The organism is Sphaerisporangium aureirubrum (assembly GCF_042658925.1).
GTDB classification, from domain to species: domain Bacteria; phylum Actinomycetota; class Actinomycetes; order Streptosporangiales; family Streptosporangiaceae; genus Sphaerisporangium; species Sphaerisporangium aureirubrum.
On record NZ_JBHSRF010000050.1, the window covers coordinates 1 to 17,514 of the forward strand.

Annotated in this window: 19 protein-coding genes; 6 read left to right on the forward strand and 13 right to left on the reverse strand. The window is 72.0% G+C overall.

Features of this window, described 5'->3' with window-relative positions; translation table 11 throughout:
* The 3 genes from ACFP1K_RS26970 to ACFP1K_RS26980 all read right to left on the reverse strand — a co-directional run.
* On the reverse strand, positions 1-290 hold a 290-nt coding region (locus tag ACFP1K_RS26970; RefSeq protein WP_380758306.1), incomplete at its 3' end, for a trypsin-like serine protease.
* Positions 291-605, reverse strand: a complete 315-nt coding sequence (locus tag ACFP1K_RS26975) for a CU044_2847 family protein (protein ID WP_380758308.1) — start codon at positions 603-605, stop codon at positions 291-293.
* 82 nt (positions 606-687) lie between these two features.
* Positions 688-1,563: a helix-turn-helix transcriptional regulator gene (locus tag ACFP1K_RS26980; RefSeq protein WP_380758310.1), complete on the reverse strand. Its 876-nt coding sequence runs from the start codon at positions 1,561-1,563 to the stop codon at positions 688-690.
* A 134-nt stretch (positions 1,564-1,697) separates the two neighbouring features.
* Here ACFP1K_RS26980 and ACFP1K_RS26985 point away from each other — a divergent pair, with 134 nt between their 5' ends.
* Positions 1,698-2,726 carry an aldo/keto reductase gene (locus ACFP1K_RS26985; RefSeq protein ID WP_380758312.1) on the forward strand — a complete coding sequence of 343 codons (1,029 nt, stop codon included), beginning with the start codon at positions 1,698-1,700 and terminating at the stop codon, positions 2,724-2,726.
* A 539-nt stretch (positions 2,727-3,265) separates the two neighbouring features.
* On the opposite strand, the gene ACFP1K_RS26990 is transcribed toward ACFP1K_RS26985, so the two are convergent.
* From ACFP1K_RS26990 to ACFP1K_RS27005, 4 genes are all read right to left on the reverse strand, one after another.
* Positions 3,266-4,117 (reverse strand): SCO6745 family protein, encoded by an 852-nt coding sequence (locus ACFP1K_RS26990; protein ID WP_380758314.1) that lies wholly within the window; start codon positions 4,115-4,117, stop codon positions 3,266-3,268.
* A 148-nt stretch (positions 4,118-4,265) separates the two neighbouring features.
* Positions 4,266-5,210 (reverse strand): hypothetical protein, encoded by a 945-nt coding sequence (locus ACFP1K_RS26995; protein WP_380758316.1) that lies wholly within the window; start codon positions 5,208-5,210, stop codon positions 4,266-4,268.
* A 119-nt stretch (positions 5,211-5,329) separates the two neighbouring features.
* Complete coding sequence (locus ACFP1K_RS27000) at positions 5,330-5,677, reverse strand: hypothetical protein (RefSeq protein WP_380758318.1); 348 nt, start codon at positions 5,675-5,677, stop codon at positions 5,330-5,332.
* Positions 5,678-5,803: 126 nt separating this feature from the next.
* Positions 5,804-5,929: a hypothetical protein gene (locus ACFP1K_RS27005; protein ID WP_380758321.1), complete on the reverse strand. Its 126-nt coding sequence runs from the start codon at positions 5,927-5,929 to the stop codon at positions 5,804-5,806.
* A 128-nt stretch (positions 5,930-6,057) separates the two neighbouring features.
* On the opposite strand from ACFP1K_RS27005, the gene ppk2 reads away from it, so the two are divergent.
* Positions 6,058-6,873 (forward strand): polyphosphate kinase 2, encoded by an 816-nt coding sequence (gene ppk2 / locus ACFP1K_RS27010; protein ID WP_380758323.1) that lies wholly within the window; start codon positions 6,058-6,060, stop codon positions 6,871-6,873.
* A 136-nt stretch (positions 6,874-7,009) separates the two neighbouring features.
* Here ppk2 and ACFP1K_RS27015 read toward each other — a convergent pair whose 3' ends face one another.
* The 5 genes from ACFP1K_RS27015 to ACFP1K_RS27035 form a co-directional block, all read right to left on the reverse strand.
* Positions 7,010-7,420, reverse strand: a complete 411-nt coding sequence (locus ACFP1K_RS27015; RefSeq protein WP_380758325.1) for a VOC family protein — start codon at positions 7,418-7,420, stop codon at positions 7,010-7,012.
* The gene (locus tag ACFP1K_RS27020; protein ID WP_380758411.1) at positions 7,417-8,274 is read right to left on the reverse strand and encodes an AraC family transcriptional regulator; all 858 of its coding nucleotides are present in this window, start codon (positions 8,272-8,274) and stop codon (positions 7,417-7,419) included. Before ACFP1K_RS27020 ends, ACFP1K_RS27015 begins: the two co-directional genes overlap by 4 nt.
* Before the next feature lie 124 nt (positions 8,275-8,398).
* A complete protein-coding gene (locus ACFP1K_RS27025; RefSeq protein WP_380758328.1) occupies positions 8,399-9,040 on the reverse strand; it encodes a TIR-like protein FxsC in 642 nt (213 codons plus the stop codon).
* Positions 9,037-9,741: a TIR-like protein FxsC gene (locus ACFP1K_RS27030; RefSeq protein ID WP_380758330.1), complete on the reverse strand. Its 705-nt coding sequence runs from the start codon at positions 9,739-9,741 to the stop codon at positions 9,037-9,039. The genes ACFP1K_RS27025 and ACFP1K_RS27030 overlap by 4 nt, the downstream gene beginning before the upstream one ends.
* Positions 9,742-9,893: 152 nt before the next feature.
* A complete protein-coding gene (locus tag ACFP1K_RS27035) occupies positions 9,894-10,250 on the reverse strand; it encodes a nucleotide pyrophosphohydrolase (RefSeq protein WP_380758332.1) in 357 nt (118 codons plus the stop codon).
* Positions 10,251-10,360: 110 nt separating this feature from the next.
* On the opposite strand from ACFP1K_RS27035, the gene ACFP1K_RS27040 reads away from it, so the two are divergent.
* From ACFP1K_RS27040 to ACFP1K_RS27055, 4 genes are read left to right on the forward strand one after another with little or no spacing between them, the layout of a single operon-like run.
* On the forward strand, positions 10,361-12,148 hold the full coding sequence (locus ACFP1K_RS27040) for an ATP-binding protein (RefSeq protein ID WP_380758334.1): 1,788 nt from the start codon (positions 10,361-10,363) through the stop codon (positions 12,146-12,148).
* Between the two features lie 14 nt (positions 12,149-12,162).
* Positions 12,163-13,311 (forward strand): exonuclease SbcCD subunit D, encoded by a 1,149-nt coding sequence (locus ACFP1K_RS27045; protein WP_380758336.1) that lies wholly within the window; start codon positions 12,163-12,165, stop codon positions 13,309-13,311.
* Positions 13,311-15,746 (forward strand): AAA family ATPase, encoded by a 2,436-nt coding sequence (locus ACFP1K_RS27050; RefSeq protein ID WP_380758338.1) that lies wholly within the window; start codon positions 13,311-13,313, stop codon positions 15,744-15,746. Before ACFP1K_RS27045 ends, ACFP1K_RS27050 begins: the two co-directional genes overlap by 1 nt.
* Positions 15,743-16,780 carry a hypothetical protein gene (locus tag ACFP1K_RS27055; protein ID WP_380758339.1) on the forward strand — a complete coding sequence of 346 codons (1,038 nt, stop codon included), beginning with the start codon at positions 15,743-15,745 and terminating at the stop codon, positions 16,778-16,780. Before ACFP1K_RS27050 ends, ACFP1K_RS27055 begins: the two co-directional genes overlap by 4 nt.
* On the opposite strand, the gene ACFP1K_RS27060 is transcribed toward ACFP1K_RS27055, so the two are convergent.
* Positions 16,675-17,436, reverse strand: a complete 762-nt coding sequence (locus ACFP1K_RS27060; protein WP_380758341.1) for an NUDIX hydrolase — start codon at positions 17,434-17,436, stop codon at positions 16,675-16,677. The genes ACFP1K_RS27055 and ACFP1K_RS27060 overlap by 106 nt on opposite strands.
* Positions 17,437-17,514 lie beyond the last annotated feature (78 nt).

Below are 17,514 nucleotides of genomic sequence, written 5' to 3' on the forward strand. Positions count from 1 at the left end.
GTTCCGGTGGGGGAGGGGGTTGTCAGGTGGAGGATGGCTATGTCGCCGCGTTCGTCGGGCTCTATGGGGAACCAGCCGTCTTCGGCTACCGCGGCTTGCACGCGGGGGGTGCCGGGGGCGGCGGGGAAGTCCAAGTTGATCAGGGATTCGGGGCGGGTTGTGGCGGTGGGGGGGCGGCCCAAGGCCGCGTTGACCACGTGGGCGCAGGTGAGGACGTGGTGCTCGGTGATCAGGACGGCGGCGCCGCAGATGCCGCCGGCGCCGTGGACGCGGGCGGACCAGGGGCGCATTCAGGACTCTCCGCGCCAGGTCAGTTTGACGGTCAGGTGGCCTTCTACGCCGGACTTGGCGATCACGGCGCCGGCTTCGGCGGTCAGGCGGACGCCGAACTCGATCTCGACCTCGTTCGGGGCGGACTTGCGGAAGGCGTCCAGGGCGGCCTCGGCGGCGGCGCGGATGGGCTGGAGGGCGGCCTGGAGGGATTCGGTGGAGGCCTCGATCACGTCGCCGGCGCGGCCGGCGCGGCGGATGCCGGGGTCATTGGGGGAGACCTCCACCAGGACTTCGCCGCCACCGGACAGCGCGATCGACATCAGCTCACTCATGGCGGATCCCGTTGGATGAGAATGTGCCCGGACACGACGAATGACACGGATCGTAACGCGCCGGGCACGCGTGCCGAGACGGCTATCCGGGGACGCCGACCCGTGACGCCAGGGTTCGGAGGCGTTCCTCGGTCACCGAGCCGCGGGGGGCCGTGTCCGTGCAGAGGCGCTGGCCGGGGTCGCCGGACAGGGACAGGGACTCGTAGGTCAGGACCAGTTCGCCGACCTCGGGGTTGCGGATGCGCTTGGTGCCGTGGTTGCCCTCCAGGACCGACTGGGTGTCCCACAGGGCGCGGAACTCGGGGCTGGCCTCCTGGAGGTCGCAGATCACGCTGTGCACCTGGAACAGGTCGGGGTAGTGGCCTACCTCGCCGCGCAGGGTGGCGACGGCCTCCGCGGCGACGTCGGGCCAGTCGGGGTACAGCGTCCTGGCGTCGGGGTGCAGGAAGATCAGGCGCGCGGAGTTGAGGTCCCGTTCGGGGAGGGTGTCGTAGTCGAACGAGATCCGGGCCGCGAGCCGGTTCCAGGCCAGGATGTCCAGGCCGGGGCCGAAGACGACGGCGGGGACGGTGTCGTCCATGGCCTCCAGCAGTTCCAGGATCTGCGGGCGGACGGTGGGACGGGTGATGCGTGCGGCCGGGCCGTCCGCCGTGCAGCACGTGGTCTCGGCGTAGCGGTGGGGCAGGGTGATGTTGCGCAGGTACGCGTGCTCGTCGGGGGTCAGGCGCAGCGCGCGGGCGACGGCGTCCACCACCGAGTCGGAGATGGACGGTGCGCGGCCCTGCTCGATGCGGGTGTAGTAGTCGACGCTGATCCCGGCGAGCTGGGCGACCTCCTCACGGCGCAGGCCGCGCACCCGGCGCCGGGCCGGGCCGTCCGGCAGGCCCAGCGCGGCGGCGTCCAGTGCGGCGCGCCTGGTTTTCAGAAATGGTGTGACCTCTTCTGTCCCATGCCCCATATCTGCATTATGCGACGGCCGGCCGCCTGGGTGGTTCTGGCCGACCCCGGTTGAGCCGGGCCTGGTGCCTTTCCCGGGTGACGGGGGAGTGTGGGAGAGGTCGAGAGACAGATAGCTCTTTGGAGGCTTATCTCATGCAGCGCAGGATCCTCGGCGGTACCGGCATCTCGGTGAGCGAGTTCGCGCTCGGCGCGATGATGTTCGGGCCGCTGGGCAACGACGATCGCGACGACGGCGTGCGGATCATCCACCGTGCCCTCGACGCCGGGATCAACTTCGTGGACACCGCGGACATCTATTCGGCCGGAGCGTCGGAGGAGATCGTCGGGCAGGCGTTGAAGGGGCGCCGGGACGATGTCGTCCTCGCCACCAAGGCGCACGGCTCGATGGGGCCGGACCCGAACCACGGCGGCAACTCGCGGCGCTGGCTGGTCCGCGAGGTGGAGAACAGCCTGCGGCGGCTCGGCACCGACCACATCGACCTGTACCAGATCCACCGGCCCGACCCCGCCACCGACATCGACGAGACCCTCGGCGCACTCACCGATCTGGTGCGGGCGGGCAAGGTGCGTGCCGTCGGCTCGTCCACCTTCCCCGCCGAGCTGATCGTCGAGGCTCAGTGGGTGTCGGAGCGCCGCGGTCATGTCCGGTTCCGCACCGAGCAGCCGCCGTACTCGATCCTGGCCCGCGGCATCGAGGCGGCCGTCCTGCCCACGACTCAGAAGTACGGAATGGGCGTTCTCACCTGGGGGCCGCTGTCGGCGGGCTGGCTGTCCGGCCGTTACCGCTCCGCCGAGGACATCGACCTCACCGGTGGCAACCGCAGCCGCGTCGAACGCCACAAGTTCGACGTCTCCCTGCCCGAGAACGCCCGCAAACTCCAGGCCGTCACCGAACTCGCCAAGCTGGCCGACGAGGCCGGCCTCTCCCTGCCTCACCTGGCCCTGGCCTTCGTCCTCTCCCACCCCGCCATCACCTCAGTGATCATCGGTCCCCGCACCATGGACCACCTCGAATCCCTGCTGACCGGCGCCGGGACCACCCTCACCGCCGACATCCTCGACCGAATCGACGAAATCGTCCCGCCGGGTACCGACCTCAACCCGGGCGACAGCTACTACACACCCCCTTCTCTCACCGATAAGGCCCTCCGCCGCCGCTAAACTCCCGCCGCCCGGAGCCCACTTCTGCGGGACACCTTCAAGCAGTAGGTCCGCCTCCGCGGGGTGCCCACGCCCACGGGCTGGTGTGCAATGCGCGGTGATGGATTGCCCGGGAATGCGGATGACCCTTCGCGGGGCACCCGGGTTCGCGGGGTGGCGTCCACGTGCGGTGATGGATACTCCCGGAATCGGGTGGGCCATGGTCGACATGGTGGGAACCGACAACGGGTGGGCCCATCCACCTCAGCCGATGTGGGTTTGTGGTTGTTGTCCCCTTGGTGACAGTTGTCGTTGGTCTGGCGTCCGGTGGCGGGTTTCTCACCGTACGGCGGCGCCGTGTTCGCCGTACCACGACCCGCCGACCCGGCGCCGGTGGGACGAACCTCGGTGATGCGAACCCCGGGAACCCGGGGGGCCGAACCCTCCGGGAGACCAAACGGAGCCGGAACCCGAGGGGCAAATCCCGGGGCGACGTGGGCCGAGGGACGGTGGGCGTTGGGATAGGGGGCGTCGCGACGGGGGGCTGGGACGGGTGGGGGTTAGCGGGTGGGGGGTGGGATCTTGCCGATGCCTAGGGTGTTGGTGGCGGGGAGCAAGGCCGACTCCAGGGCCGCGATGAGGATCGGGGTGGTCAGCTTGGCGAGTCGTTCGGACTTTTCGGGGCCGAGGGACGCCCAGGGGGCGTAGGCCAGGTCGTCGGTGAGGCGTTCCACGTCGTTTCGCAGGGCGTGTCCGGCGGGGGTCGCCGTGCCGTCCGCGGTGATCAGGCCCCGGGACAGGAGACGCTCCCGAGCGGTTCCCCATTCCTCCTCGGACCAGCCGCGGCTCGCGAACGTCTCCACGGGGGCCGCGCCTACCGCGGCGAACGACACCAGCGCCTCGCAGGGATCCAGGCTCGCCGTGAGCAGTGCCGCGATGTGGCCGTCGCCGCGGTGTTCCCGCAGGATTCCGATGGCGTGCCACAACGCCACGTGCGGCTCGTCGGGCCAGGGGAGGCCGGCGTTGGCGGCCGAGAGCGGCCGGCCGGAGTGGCCGGCCGCCAGGGCGGCCTCGCGGGCCAGGCCGGCGGCCTCGGCCACCTCGGCGGAACCGACGCCGTCACCCAGCAGGGCGCGGTACATCCGATCCACCGCCCGCTCCCTCGCGGCCAGCACCCGCTCCCCGGACGCCACGCCCCACACGTCGGGCACATGCTCGCCCACCATGCGGGGGCTGAAGCTGTAGAACGCCGAGGCCACCCGCGCCACGCCGGGCTCCCCGAGCGGCGCGGCCCGCCAGGCGAAGTAGCTGGGCCAGCGGGTCTCCACCGGGAGACCCAGCCCGGCCGCCTCCGCGAACACCTCCGGCGAATACCAGAACACCGCGTGCACCGGCTCGATCTGATGCCACATGCTCCGCGCGAAACCAGCATCCCGCCCCATGGCGAACCCTCCCGAAAACGTTCCGACGCCGCTGACGCTCGCAGCGACGGAACCCATATTAGATAGTCGGACTATCCAATGTCTACCGGCTGTCGCCACGAGGGGAGGAAAGACGGGGTCAGGACCGCTGACGCGTCACCGCGGCGTCGTCCAGCAGGGTGCCGACCGTCCGGGACCCCGGAGCGGGGGACGGCACGGCGGTGGCGTGGTGGAGGAGTTCCAGACGGACCTCGGGCGCCTCACCGGAGGCTACGCGGACGAGGAGCGCGGTCTTGTCGGGGTCCGGAAGGGCGGCGATCGAGCCGGCCTGAGCGCTGAGGGGCGCGGAGAGGGCAGGGGAGAGGGTGGCGGCGGTGGTGAGCAGGTCGGCGTCGAGGCGGAGGAAGTCGGCGAGGTTGTGCTGCGCGGGGGTGAGGGTGGCGAGGCCGGCGGGGACGGGGGGCTCGGTCTCGTGCTCGAAGTCGTCGTCGAAGGCGTCCTCGTCGCGCTCCCATGTGCCGACGGCGGCCAGCCACGCGAGGTAGAGAGGCCGCAGGTCGCCGGAGGCCAGCTCGTCGCGGACGGCGAGGAGGGAGGGGAGGAGGCGCTCGTCGTCCTCGTCCCAGTCGGCGTCCTCGTCCTCGCTGCGCAGGTCCAGGACGAGGTGGTCGCCGGCCACCCACGCCTCCACCTGCTCGTCCAGCAGGTACGGCCGCGCGGTGTCCAGGGGGAGGAGCTTCTCGGGGACGCGGACCACCAGCTGGCGAATGCCCCAGTCGGAGAGGTACAGGTGAGCGTCGAAGTGACGCTCCATCAGCTGGCGCGGGTCGCCGGGGAAGTCGCCGTTCTCGTAGCGGTCGACGAAGCCGGTGCCCCCCACCTCGGCGCTCGCGGACAGCTCGCGGACCTCGGCCTGGCGGTCCGGGGTGAGCGGGTGGTCCAGGGCCAGGAACTCGTAGTACTGGTATTCGCCCATGGCGTGACCTGCCCGATGACGAGGGGCGCCGACCCACTGCGGCGCCGGGACGGCGTGCCGCGTAAGGACGGCACGGAGACCGGCCACGGCCTGCTTGGGCGCGGTCACGGGCGCAGAGCATAGTGGAGCCGTGACCACGACGGGATGCCCTCGGCCGGATCCGGTCCGAGGCATATGCCCGGCATGCGGCACGGGCCCCGGCACCCGGAGCTGCCGGCCGCGGAACGTCACGCGGGGCGCGGGACCGGCAGCGCGAGGAGCTGGACGAGCCGCCGCCACGCCGGTGACGAGTCGAGGACGCGCGAGAAGATCAGGCCGAGGGTGCCGGGCTCGGACCCCGGGTCCTCCGGTCCGCGCCGCGCGGTCCAGTCCGTGATGGCGCCGGCGAGGTCCGCGAGCCGCTCGTCGCCGGGGTCCCAGTCGAACGCCTGGTCGCAGGCGAGGTAGATACGCTGGAACTCCGGGTCGTCGAAGATCGAGTTCTTCCCGGCCACCCAGCCGGACACCGAGCGGGGGGACAGCGCCACCAGCATGATCCACACGTCCCGCTCGACCCGCACCATCCGCTCGCTCACCCCGATGCCGCGCAGCCGGTCGAGGATGTCGATGACGTCGGAGGGCAGGAACAGCGCCTCGCTCCCGTCCAGCTGGGCGATCCTGCGGCGATGGTGGGCGAGCCTATCGTGAGCATCCGCCCCTCCTCACGCGGTCACCCTGCCCACCAGGTCGCGGATCGCCTGGACCACCGCGTCCGGCCGCTCCGTGTGCAGGGTGCTGTGCCCGGGCAGGTACAGCCGTCGGCCTCCGACGTCGTAGCGGCGTCCCACGGGGGTTCGGTGGGCTTGTGGGGGTTTCTCGTCTCGTTCATGCGTCGATGCTCCGACCTTGACGCAGGGTCAAGGTCAAGCCTTCGCGCGAACTACGATCCCAGGAGGAATGCTGTGCGGAGGTGGGTGTGGGCGGGAAGAAGAACGGGCGGCTCGACCGGCAGGTCTACGAGGCAGAGCTGTACCGGCTGCAGGGTGAGCTGGTGAAGCTCCAGGAGTGGGTGCGTGCCGAGGGCGTCCGGCTCGTGGTGCTCTTCGAGGGGCGGGACGCCGCGGGCAAGGGCAGCACGATCAAGCGGGTGAGCGAATACCTCAACCCGCGGGTCGCCCGCATCGCCGCGCTGCCGGTGCCGGGGGAGCGGCAGCGCACCCAGTGGTACTTCCAGCGCTACGTCGAGCACCTTCCCGCCGCCGGGGAGATCGTGCTGTTCGACCGCAGCTGGTACAACCGCGCCGGGGTGGAGCGGGTGATGGGGTTCTGCACCCCCGAGGAGTACACCCGGTTCCTCCACCAGTGCCCGGTGTTCGAGCGTCTGCTGGTCGAGGACGGCATCCTGCTGCGCAAGTACTGGTTCTCGGTCAGCGACGCCGAGCAGGAACGCCGTTTCAAGTCGCGGCTGAAGGACCCGATGCGGCAGTGGAAGCTCTCCCCGATGGACATGGAGTCCATCACCCGCTGGGAGGACTACTCACGGGCCAAGGACGAGATGCTGGTGCACACCGACATCTCCGAGGCGCCGTGGTACGAGGTGGAGAGCGAGGACAAGCGCAGCGCCCGCGTCAACATGATCGCGCACCTGCTCTCGACCGTCCCGTACCACGAGATCGAACGCCCCCCGCTGCACCTGCCCCCGCGTCCCCCGTCCACCGGCTACCGCCGCCTGCCCCGCAACGAACGCAACCGCGTCCCCGACCACGCCGCCACCCTCAAGCCGTCCCCCTGAGCCCGCACGGGCAGCCGTCCTCCCCTCGGGTGCCGGTGACGGTCTCCGGCCTTCCCCGCACCCGGCCGTCCTCCGCTCGGTGCCGGTGACGGTCTCCGGCCGTCCCCGCACGCCCGGCGCGGGCGGGGCGCCGGGGTCAGCCCTTGCGGGGCTCGCCCCGGTAGGTGCCGAAGGACCACAGGTTGCCCTCGGGGTCGCGGACGGCGAACTCCCGGGAGCCGTAGTCGGTCTCGCGGAGCCCGTACAGGATCTCGGCCCCCGCCGCGGTGGCGCGGGCGAACAGAGCGTCGGGATCGTCGGTGACGACGTACGCGCCGAAGGTGCCCGGCGAAAGGTTCCAGGGGTTGTCCTCGGTGGGCTCCCGGCCGGAGCCGAGCATGATCCCCCCGCCGAGCGGCCAGCTGAGCTGGGCGTGCGCGACCATGTCGCCCTCGCCGTAGACGGCGGTCTCCTCGAAGCCGAACGCCTCCACAAGAAAGGCGATGAGCTTGCGCGCGTCCCGGGCCCGCAGTGTGGGCCAGACCTGTGGTTGCGGTGTCTGTGTCATGCCCCTGACTCTGCCCCGGCGGGGACGGCCGTGGCTTGGACGTTTCGGAACTCCTCCGCCAGCCACCGCGTAGGCGAGCACCCCGAGAAATCCCGAAATTCCCGTACAAGGTGGGACTGGTCGTAGTACCCCGTCTCCACCGCCAGATCCGCCAGCCCGAGCACGTCCCCGGACACACCGCCCGCCTTCCCCGCCCGCGCCTGCAACGCCCGCCGCACCCGGTCGAACCTGATGACCCGCGCCGCCACCTTGGGCGTCAGCCCGATCTCCGTCCCGAACCGCGCCCCGAGATGACGCGCGCTCCACCCCACCTCACGCGCCAGCTCCCCGACCCCAACCGTCCCCCCGCTGCCCATCAGCACCCGCCACGCCCGCGCCACCTCGGGCGAGACCTCACGCCCCGGGTCCGCCCGCCGCGACAACGCCTCGTCCAGCACCTGGAACCGCGCCCCCCAGTCCGCCGCCGCGTTCAGCCGCTCGTACACCTCCCGGGCCGTGGCCCCCAGCAACTCGCCCGCCTCCACGTCGATGTTCGCCAGCTCCCCGGCGGGCACCCCGAACAACGCCCGCGCCGCCAGAGGACTCACCCCCAGCTGCACCCCCGCCTGCCGCCCCTCATGCGTGATCAACGCCGGCGACGTGTGCAGCCCGCCCACCAGCGTGTCGTACCGCCCCGGCCCCTGCCGCGGATCCGGATGAGCCGCCACGTCGACCGGATCCTCCAACGTGAAGATCACCGTCAGATACGGCGAAGGCAGCCCCCGATGCGTCCCCGGAGCCTCCCCGACCTCCCGATACCCGTGATAACCCCCCACCAGCCTCCGCAGCCCCACCACCGGCACCCCGTACGCCATCTCCACCCATCCCACCCCCTCCCCGCCATCATGCCCTCAGGACGGCCTCGCGGTCAGGAGTCCTCGGGGCCCATGAGACGAGGCCGGGACATCGGAGGCCGCGACGGCCACGGCTGCCGCTTTTTCAAATCATTCGCGGGCCGTCCAGGCGGTCGAACGCGTTCCCCGCGGACAGATAGTCGGACGGCTTTCCCGCGCGGACCATGTTTCGCGTCCCGGCCTCGAGAATTGTCTGCGCCAGACCGAACACCGCGCGCCGGTAGTGGTCACGGAACCTGCTGAGCTTCATCAGGCCGTAGAAGCCGTGCTCGCGGTAGTGCACCCCGAGCTTCGCGTCCGGCAGGCCGACCTGCGACGCGGACGGCGGGAGCTCGCCGGAGGCTATAGGAACCCAGAGCGCGGGGACGATGGCCTGGGTGAGCTGGGATCCGGGTGAGTCGCGCTGGAAGAAGGTCGCCCATTCCTTGCCGCACACCGGGTTGTGGAAATATCTCGGGGAGTAGAGGGGCACGAAGACCCGGCAGGTGGCGAGTGCGGTCCCGACCTCGGGCCAGGGTTCGCCGGTCCGTAGTTGCAGGTCCATGAAGCCGGGACGGCCGCTCATCGGGCTCAGCTGAATGATGTCGGCGCATATGTCACTGAACAGCTTGGTCACCCAGCGGTTCGGATCGACGTCGTCGAACGGTCCGCTTCGTGGTGTCCGCGCGTAGCTCAGAAAGAAGTACGGACCGTCCGCGGCACCGGCGAGAGCGTGCTGGTCGCTCATTGATTCACCTCGCGATCTTGTCCGAGTGAACCGTCGGCCAGGTCGTCGTGCCGGAACGGGTTGCGGATGTCCGAGAACAACGACGGGTCACACGGCGGGAGGCGGGTCAGTTCCGCCGTCGCGACTATCTCTCTGGCGATCTCGTAGGTGGCGGCGTCGTAGTCGTCCCACTTCTTGGTCGACACGAGCCCGTATATCCCGTCACGCCGGTAAGGGCCGTCCAGCTCGAAGCTCGTCAGCTGGATCCCCTTGGCGACACCGGGCATCCTGTCGAGATTCACCGAGGTCCACAGCACGGGGACGATGGCCCGCTGCGCCGAGTTTCCCGCGGCCTCGCCGCGATGTCGCTCCTCCCGGTGGGAGAACGCCCCCCATTCGAACCCGCAGGCCGTGCTGGCGAAATAGCGCGGCCCGTACAGGGGCACGAAGACACGGCACGACCCGAGTGCCTTCTTGATCTCGGTGATCCACTCGACTCCACCGCGCATCCCCATGTCGACGTAACCGGGCAGCGCTCCCGCCGGGCAGTCCGTCATGTGCATGATATGCGAGCAGAGATCACGGAAGAAGTTCATGACGTGCCGGCCGGGATCGTCGTCGATCAGGCGATGCGGCTTCACATGCGCGTGGCTGATGAAGAAATAGAGCGCCGATTCGGCGAGCCGGGCCGCCGCCCACGGATCATCGTCGTTCTCTGCCATGCGGCGAACCCGTTCAGGTCGATAGCGAACAGCGCGACGGCACGCATGAGACCGGAAAGCGCGAGGGCCGGGTTCCCGCTTCCACGGAGTTCCGGCGCAAGTTCCGTCAGTATCCGGTCGCCTTCGTTCGGTCGTCAAGGTTCATCAGGACCTCAGGAGAGCGGCGGCGCCTTCCGTGCCGACCCCCGATAAGCCGTGACGTCGTATCGTTTCTCGCTCTCGTCGAGTTTCGCGTGGGAGGCCTGGACGAGGTCGATGCCGAGGACGTCGGCGAGGCGGGTGAGGTAGATCATGACGTCGGCGATCTCGGAGCGCAGGCGGGCGGCGGCGTCCGGGTCGGTCATCGTGCGGGTGGACTCCTCCGGGGTGAGCCACTGGAGTTCCGCGATCAGCTCGCCCGTTTCGCCGGCCAGGGCCATCGCGAGGTTCTTCGGGGTGTGGAAGCGGGTCCAGTCCCTGGCCTCCGTGAAGCGCCGTATCCGGGCGGCGAGCTCCTCGATCTCTGTCATGAGCGCAAGCTATCCGGAACGCGGTGTGGTGAAGCCAGGATGGCCGGTCGGGGGGTGTGGCTATGCTGCCGAGTGATGGATTTGTGGACGGTGGGGTGGGAGACATCCGAGTGATCGAGAACGGAGTGGCGGGGCGGTCGGGGCTCAACGGGGGGCAGGGTGCTCCCGAGGTCGTCGGGCGGGTGCTGGGGACTCAGGCCGCTTCGCCGCTTTCGTTCTGGGTGGGGGTGGAGGCCGGGCGGGTTCTGCAGCTGGACGACGTGGTGGTCACCCGGCGGGAGGTGCCGGGGATCGGGCCGGTGCTGGTGGCGGGCGTCGTGGTGGGGGTGGAGGCGCGGCACGAGGGGGCGGGGTTCGACTCCGACGTGTTCCTGATCGCGGAGGGGGCGTTGCCCGCCGCCGTCATGGAGAGCGCGGAGGTGCGGGTCACGCGGCTGGAGCCGGAGGTGTTCGTGCCGCCGGTGCCGGGGGCGGTGGTGTACCGGGCGCAGGCGGAGGACCGGGACCAGGCGCTGTACTTCGACGTGATGGACCGGCGCATCCCGATGGGGCTGGGGCGGGACGGGCGGCCGCTGTACGTCAACTTCGACTTCATGGACGGTACGCGCGGGGCGCACGTGTCGATCTCGGGGGTGTCGGGCGTGGCGACCAAGACGTCGTTCGCCACCTTCCTGCTGTACTCGATCTTCAACTCGGGTGTGCTGGACGCCGAGGCCGCCAACACCAAGGCCCTGATCTTCTCCGTCAAGGGCGAGGACCTGCTGTTCCTCGACCACGCCAACACCCGCCTGGACGACGCCGCGATCAGGGCGTACGGCCTGCTCGGCCTGCCCGCCCGCCCGTTCGGCAGCGTGCACGTCTTCGCGCCGCCCCGCCCGGGGGACGTCAACGGCGTGCCGCACGTGTCGGCCCGCACCCACGGCGTCGGCTCGTTCTACTGGACCCTGCGCGAGTTCTGCGACCAGGAGCTGCTGCGTTACGCGTTCGCCGACGCCGACGACGAACGCGCCCAGTACTCCCTGCTGATCGGCCAGGTCGCCGCCCGCCTCCAGTCGTGGGCCGAGACCGCCGGCCAGAGCGGCGCCGTGATGATCAGGCTCCCGGACGGCACCGTCACCGGCGTCTGCCGCACCTTCGCCGACCTGGTCGACGTGGTTTCCGACCAGCTCACCGGCGACGACACCCGCGCCACCTGGACCGGCGCGCAGACCCCCCTCGGCACGGTGAACGCCTTCCTGCGCCGCCTGCGCAGCGCGGTGCGCCCCCTGTCCCCGATCATCCGCGGCGACCTGCCCCCTGGCCGCGACCACTCGATCAGCACCTCCGACGCCCAGGTGTCCATCGTCGACCTGCACAACCTCCCCGAGCGCGCCCAGCGGTTCGTGGTCGGCGTGGTGCTGCGCGGCGAGTTCGCCCGCAAGGAGAGCTCCGGCACCGCCCGCCCGCTGCTGTTCGTGGTGCTCGACGAGCTGAACAAGTACGCCCCCCGCGAGGGCGACTCCCCGATCAAGGAGATCCTGCTGGACGTCGCCGAGCGCGGCCGTTCCCTCGGCGTCATCCTCATCGGCGCCCAGCAGACCGCCTCGGAGGTCGAGCGCCGCATCGTCGCCAACTGCGCCGTCCGGGTCGCCGGCCGCCTGGACCCCGCCGAGGCCGCGCGATCGGAGTACGGCTGGCTGCCCCCGGGCGTCCGGGAACGCGCCACCATCGCCAAGCCGGGCACCATGTTCGTCGCCCAGCCCGAGATCCCGCTCCCGCTCGCCGTCACCTTCCCGTTCCCCGCCTGGGCCACCCGCCCGTCCGAGGCCGCCCCCGCCCCGGCGGCGGGCGCGGTGACGCGCGCCGCGGACCCGTTCGCCGGGCTGCCCGGCCCCGAAGACGACATCCCGCCGTTCTAGAGGAGGCCGGAAGGATGAAGATCCTGCACACCGCCGACTGGCACGTCGGCAAGGTCCTCAAGGGACGCTCCCGTGTCGACGAGCACCGCGCGGTGCTCAGGGAACTGGCCGACCTCGCCCAGGCGGAGGACGTGGACGCGGTCATCGTCGCCGGCGACCTGTTCGACACCTCGGCCCCCACCCCCGAGGCGCAGTCGCTGGTGCTGCCCACCCTGATGCGGCTGCGCGAGGACGGCCGCGACGTGGTGGTGCTGGCGGGCAACCACGACAACCCCCACCTGTTCGAGGTGTACCGGCCGGTGCTCGGCGCGCTCGGCATCCACGTGGTGGGCGCGTTCCGCCGCCCCGACCAGGGCGGCACGCTGGCGTTCAAGGCGAGGTCCGGCGAGGACGTGCGCCTGGCCGTGCTGCCGTTCCTGTCGCACCGCTACGTGGTCCGCGCCGCCGAGGTGCTCACCGGCGGGGCCACCGACCACAACCGCGACTACGCCGCGCGCGTCGGCGGCCTGATCGGCGCCCTCACCGCGGGCTTCGCCGCCGGCACCGTCAACATCGTCACCACCCACGGCACCCTGCCGAGCGGCACGTTCGGCGGCGGCGAGCGCGAGGCGCAGTCCATCTTCTCCTACTACTTCGAGGCCACCGCGTTCCCCGTCTCCACCCAGTACGCCGCCCTCGGCCACCTGCACCGCCGCCAGCGCATCCCCGGCCCGTGCCCCATCTGGTACAGCGGCTCGCCGATCTCCGTCGACTTCGGCGAGGAACGCAACACCCCGGGCGCCCTGCTGGTGAACGTCGAGCCCGGCCGTCCCGCCGTGGTCCGCGAGGCCGCCGTCCGCTCGGCCCGCGCCATGGCGACGGTCCGCGGCACCCTCGGCGAGCTGGAGGCCATGGCGGGCGACCTCGGCGACATGTGGCTGCGGGTCGTGGTGGCGGAGAAACCCCGCCCCGGGCTGGCCGAGACGGTGCGGCAGATCCTCCCCGGCGCCCTGGACGTCGCCGTCGACGAGCGGTTCCGCCCCACCCGGGCCACCCGCGCCCCCCAGGGCTCCGCCTCGCGCGGCCCGATGGACCTGTTCCACGACTACCTCTCCGCCACCGGCCGCGGCGACGAGCAGGTCGAGAAGCTGTTCCACCGGCTGTACGACGAGGTGACCGGCTGATGCGCCCCCTGCTGCTCCACCTGGACAACTTCGGCAGCTTCCGCGAGCCGGTCACCGTCGACTTCACCGACGTCGACTACTTCGCCCTGATCGGCCCCACCGGCGCAGGCAAGAGCACCGTCATCGACGCCATCTGCTTCGCCCTGTACGGCACCGTGCCGCGCTGGAACAACGAGAACTCGATCGCGCACGCCCTCGCGCCGTCCGCCATCGACGGCAAGGTGGCGCTGGTGTTCGAGACCGGCGGGCGGCGGCACACCGTCGTCCGTGCGCTGCGCCGCGACTCACGGGGCCGCGTGCACACCCGCGAGGCCCGCATCGACGAGCTCGACCCCGGCGTGCCCGCCACGGCCGGGCTCGCGGCGGTCACCTCGGCGGTGCTGCGGCCGGTCGCCGAGGGCGAGGCCGTCGGCGCCGAGGTGCAGCGCGTCACCGGGCTGGCGTACAAGTTCTTCACCCAGTGCGTGGTACTCCCGCAGGGCAAGTTCGCCGAGTTCCTGCACGCCAAGCCGAGCGACCGGCAGGACCTTCTGGTCCAGCTCCTGGACGCCGAGGTCTACGACCGGGTCCGCGAGCGCGCGGTGCGCGAGGAGGCCGTCGCCAAGCAGGCCGCCGCGCTCGCCCGCGACCAGCTGGCCCGGCTGCCCGACGCCGACGAGAGCGCCGAGCGCACGGCCGCGGGCCGCCTCACCACCTTGCGTACCTTCGCGGAGCGGATCAGGACCGACGTCGAATCCCTGCGCGCCGAGGACGACACCCTGCGCAGGGCCAGGGAGGAACGCGCTGCCGCGGCCGGGCGGCTCGCCCCGCTGGACGCCCTCGCCATGCCCGCCGCGGTGACCGCCCTGGCCGCGACGCTGCGCGAGATCGGCGCCGAGGTCGAGGCGCGCGGCACCGAGCTGCACCGCGCGGAGGCCGAGGAGCAGCGGGCCCACGACGAGCTGGCCGGGCTCGGCGACAAGGCCACGCTCGCCGCCGGGCTCAACGCCCTGGACGAGCACGACCGGCTCACCGCCGCGCACGCCAAGGCCGTGGCCGACGCCGACCGGGCGAACGGCGAGCTGGCCAGGCTGGAGGACGAGGCGGGCCGGGCCGCCGCCGCCCTGGCCGCCGCCGAGCGCGACCGCGACCGGCTGCGGGACGCGCACGCCGCCGCGGACATCGCCCGCAGGCTCTCGGTGGGCGAGCCCTGCCCGACCTGCCTGCGTGCCGTCACCGAGCTGCCCCACCATCCCGAGCGCGTGGACGTGCGCACCGCCGAGCGGGCCTTCGACACGGCCCGCCGGTCGTCCGATGAGGCCAGGACCCGGCACGGCGCGGCCGTGACCCGGGCCGCGCTGGCCGCCCGCGGCGTCGAGGAGCTGGCCGCGCGGCTGGCGGGCGCCGCCCCGCGCGGGGACCGGGAGCAGATCGTGGCCCGGCTGGAGGCGATCAAGGCGGCGGAGAGCGCGGCGGCCCGCACCCGGCGCGTCAGGTCCACCGCCCGGTCCGCGTACGACGACGCCCGCCGCCGCGCCGACGAGGCCACGGGACGCTCCGAGCGGGCCTGGCGGCACCTGGACGCCGCCCGGGACACCGTCGTCACCCTCGGCGCGCCGCCCCTGGACCGCGAGGACCTGCGGCGCGCCTGGGCCGATCTGCTCGCCTGGCGCGACCGGGCCGGCGCCGAGCAGCGGGCCGCGCTCGCCGCGCAGGACGGCGAACTGGCCCGCATGGTGAGCCACCGGGACGCCGGCCGTGTCCTGCTGCTCAAGCGGCTCGCCGAGCACGAGATCGTCCTGCCGGGCGAGCCCGCCCCGGACGCCATCGCCGAGGCCGTCGTCAAGGCCGTGGCCCGGGCCGAGGCCCAGGTGGAGCGGATCAAGGAGAACCGCCGCCAGGCACGCGAGCTGGCGGAGCAGGCGGCGGCCAGGGAGCACGAGTCCCGGGTGGCGCACGAGCTGGCGCAGCTGCTGCGGGCCGACGCGTTCGAGCGCTGGCTCTGCGCCGAGGCCCTGGAACTGCTGGTCGCCGCCGCGTCCGACACCCTGCGGGAACTGTCCGACGGCCAGTACGAGCTGGCTCTCGGCGGCCGCAACGAGATCGAGGTCATCGACCACGCCGAGGCCGGCATGCGCCGCAACGTCCGCACCCTCTCCGGCGGCGAGACCTTCCAGGCCGCCCTGGCGCTGGCGCTGGCCCTGTCCGAACAGGTGTCGGGCCTCGGCGCCGTGGCGTCCCGCGGCCTGGACTCCATCTTCCTCGACGAGGGCTTCGGCACCCTGGACCCCGCCACCCTGGACATCGTCGCCTCCACCCTGGAACGCCTCGCCACCAGCGGCGACCGCATGGTCGGCCTGGTCACCCACGTCCCCGCCCTCGCCGACAGGATCCCCGTCCGCTACGAGGTCACCCGCGACCCCAAGGGCTCCCACCTGCGAAGGGCGGCCTCATGACCGCGGCCCGTTTCACCGTCGACCCCTGGGACCCGTCGTACGGCGCCGCCCTGGACCACGAGACCGACGGCGGCCTCGAATCCACCACCGCCAAGCTCGACCTGGACGTCGAGATCCCGGCCTCCGAATGGGAGCCCGTCACCCCTGCCCCCGGCACCCCCATCCCCGCCGTCCTTCTGATCGCGGACGGCGTCCGCCGCATCGACGCCCGCGTCTGGACGCACCCGGAGACCGACGGCGCGATGCCTTCGCCGGGCATCGCCGCGTCCACCGCCGTGGGAATCGTCCGCTGCGTCCCCGGCGGCGGCACCCCCGCCACCCTCGCGGCCGTGCAGGTCAGCCGCTCGGTGTTCAGCGCCGCGCCCCGCACCCCCGACATCGTCACCCCCGCCGCCACGTACACCTCCCGCCGCGCCGCCCAGCCCACCATGGAGCACCTCTCCCTGGCCCTCCAGCAGCACCTGGCCGAGCAGGAGGTCGACCTCGCCATCCGCCACCGCGCCGAGGCGGGCGACGACCTCCTCCTGGTGGACGGCCCCCTGCGCGGCCGCACCCACCTCCCGCGAACCGTCGGCTACATCAAGACCCACCACACCGCCTACCTCCCCCCGCCCCAGGCCGCGGTGGTCTCCGCCCTCCGCCCGGCCCAGCGCACCCCCGTCTTCCTCATGGGCACGAGCTGGCGCCGCCACACCTGGTACCTCCGCCTCCCCGTCCGCTCCACCACCCCCTGGGCGGGCATAGTCCGCTGCGAGGCCGGCGCCGACCTGTTCCCCGACGAGGTCAAATCCCTGGCGGACGCCATAACCCTCACCCTCCCCCCGCTGGCCGGCGTCGACTACAAGGACCCCCGCGCCCCGCAGAACCTCGTCCCCATCGGCGGCCTCGAAAAGCTCCTCCGCCACCGCCTGGGCGACCCCCGCCTCCTCTACCGCTCCCTCCGCACGGCCGCCACCCGCGACGTCCCGGTGCCGGCGACGTCGCCGGACCGCAGCAACGGCGGGATCAGCAGCCGCGCGACCCCCCTGCGGTAGAGCGTCGCGGGCCGCCCGACCTCGGGGAACCGCCGCTCCCCGGTCGGCACCAGGAACGCCTCCGCGTGCGTCACCTTCCGCCGGAAGTTGCTGGGGTCGAGCGTGACCCCCCAGATCACCTCGTAGACATGCCGCAGGTCCCCGATCGTGAACGGCTCCGCGCAGAAGGCCGCGGCCACGGTGGTGTACTCGAGCTGCGACCGCGCTGTCTCCAGCGCGTCCCGCAGAATGACGTCGTGGTCGAACGCGAGCGTGCCCGCCCGTCCCAGCAGTGACGTCACCGGCGCCCACCGCGCCGCCCTGGCGTCGGTCCCCGCCGTAGGCAGCGGAAGCTCCGGCCCGAGGGCGAGATAGGCCACCGTGATGATCCGCCCCCGGGGATCGCGCTCCGGCTCGCTGTAGGCCCGCAACTGTTCCAGATGCAGCCGCCCCCCGTCGATCCCCGTCTCCTCCCCGAGCTCCCGCGACGCGGCCTCGTCCAGCGTCTCCCCGTCCCGCACATACCCGCCCGGCAGCGCCCACCGCCCGAGATGCGGCTCGTTGCCCCGCTCTATCAGCAACACCTGCAACGCGTCCTGCCGCACCGTGAAGATCACCAGATCCACGGTCACAAAGATGGGCGAGTGCTCGGCCGCCCTCCCGGATTGCTTGATCACGCCGCACAGCCTAGCTAAAGGTCGTATTGACTTTAAATAGACCTCTGATTAAAGTCATCTTTACTTAAACTCGGGGGT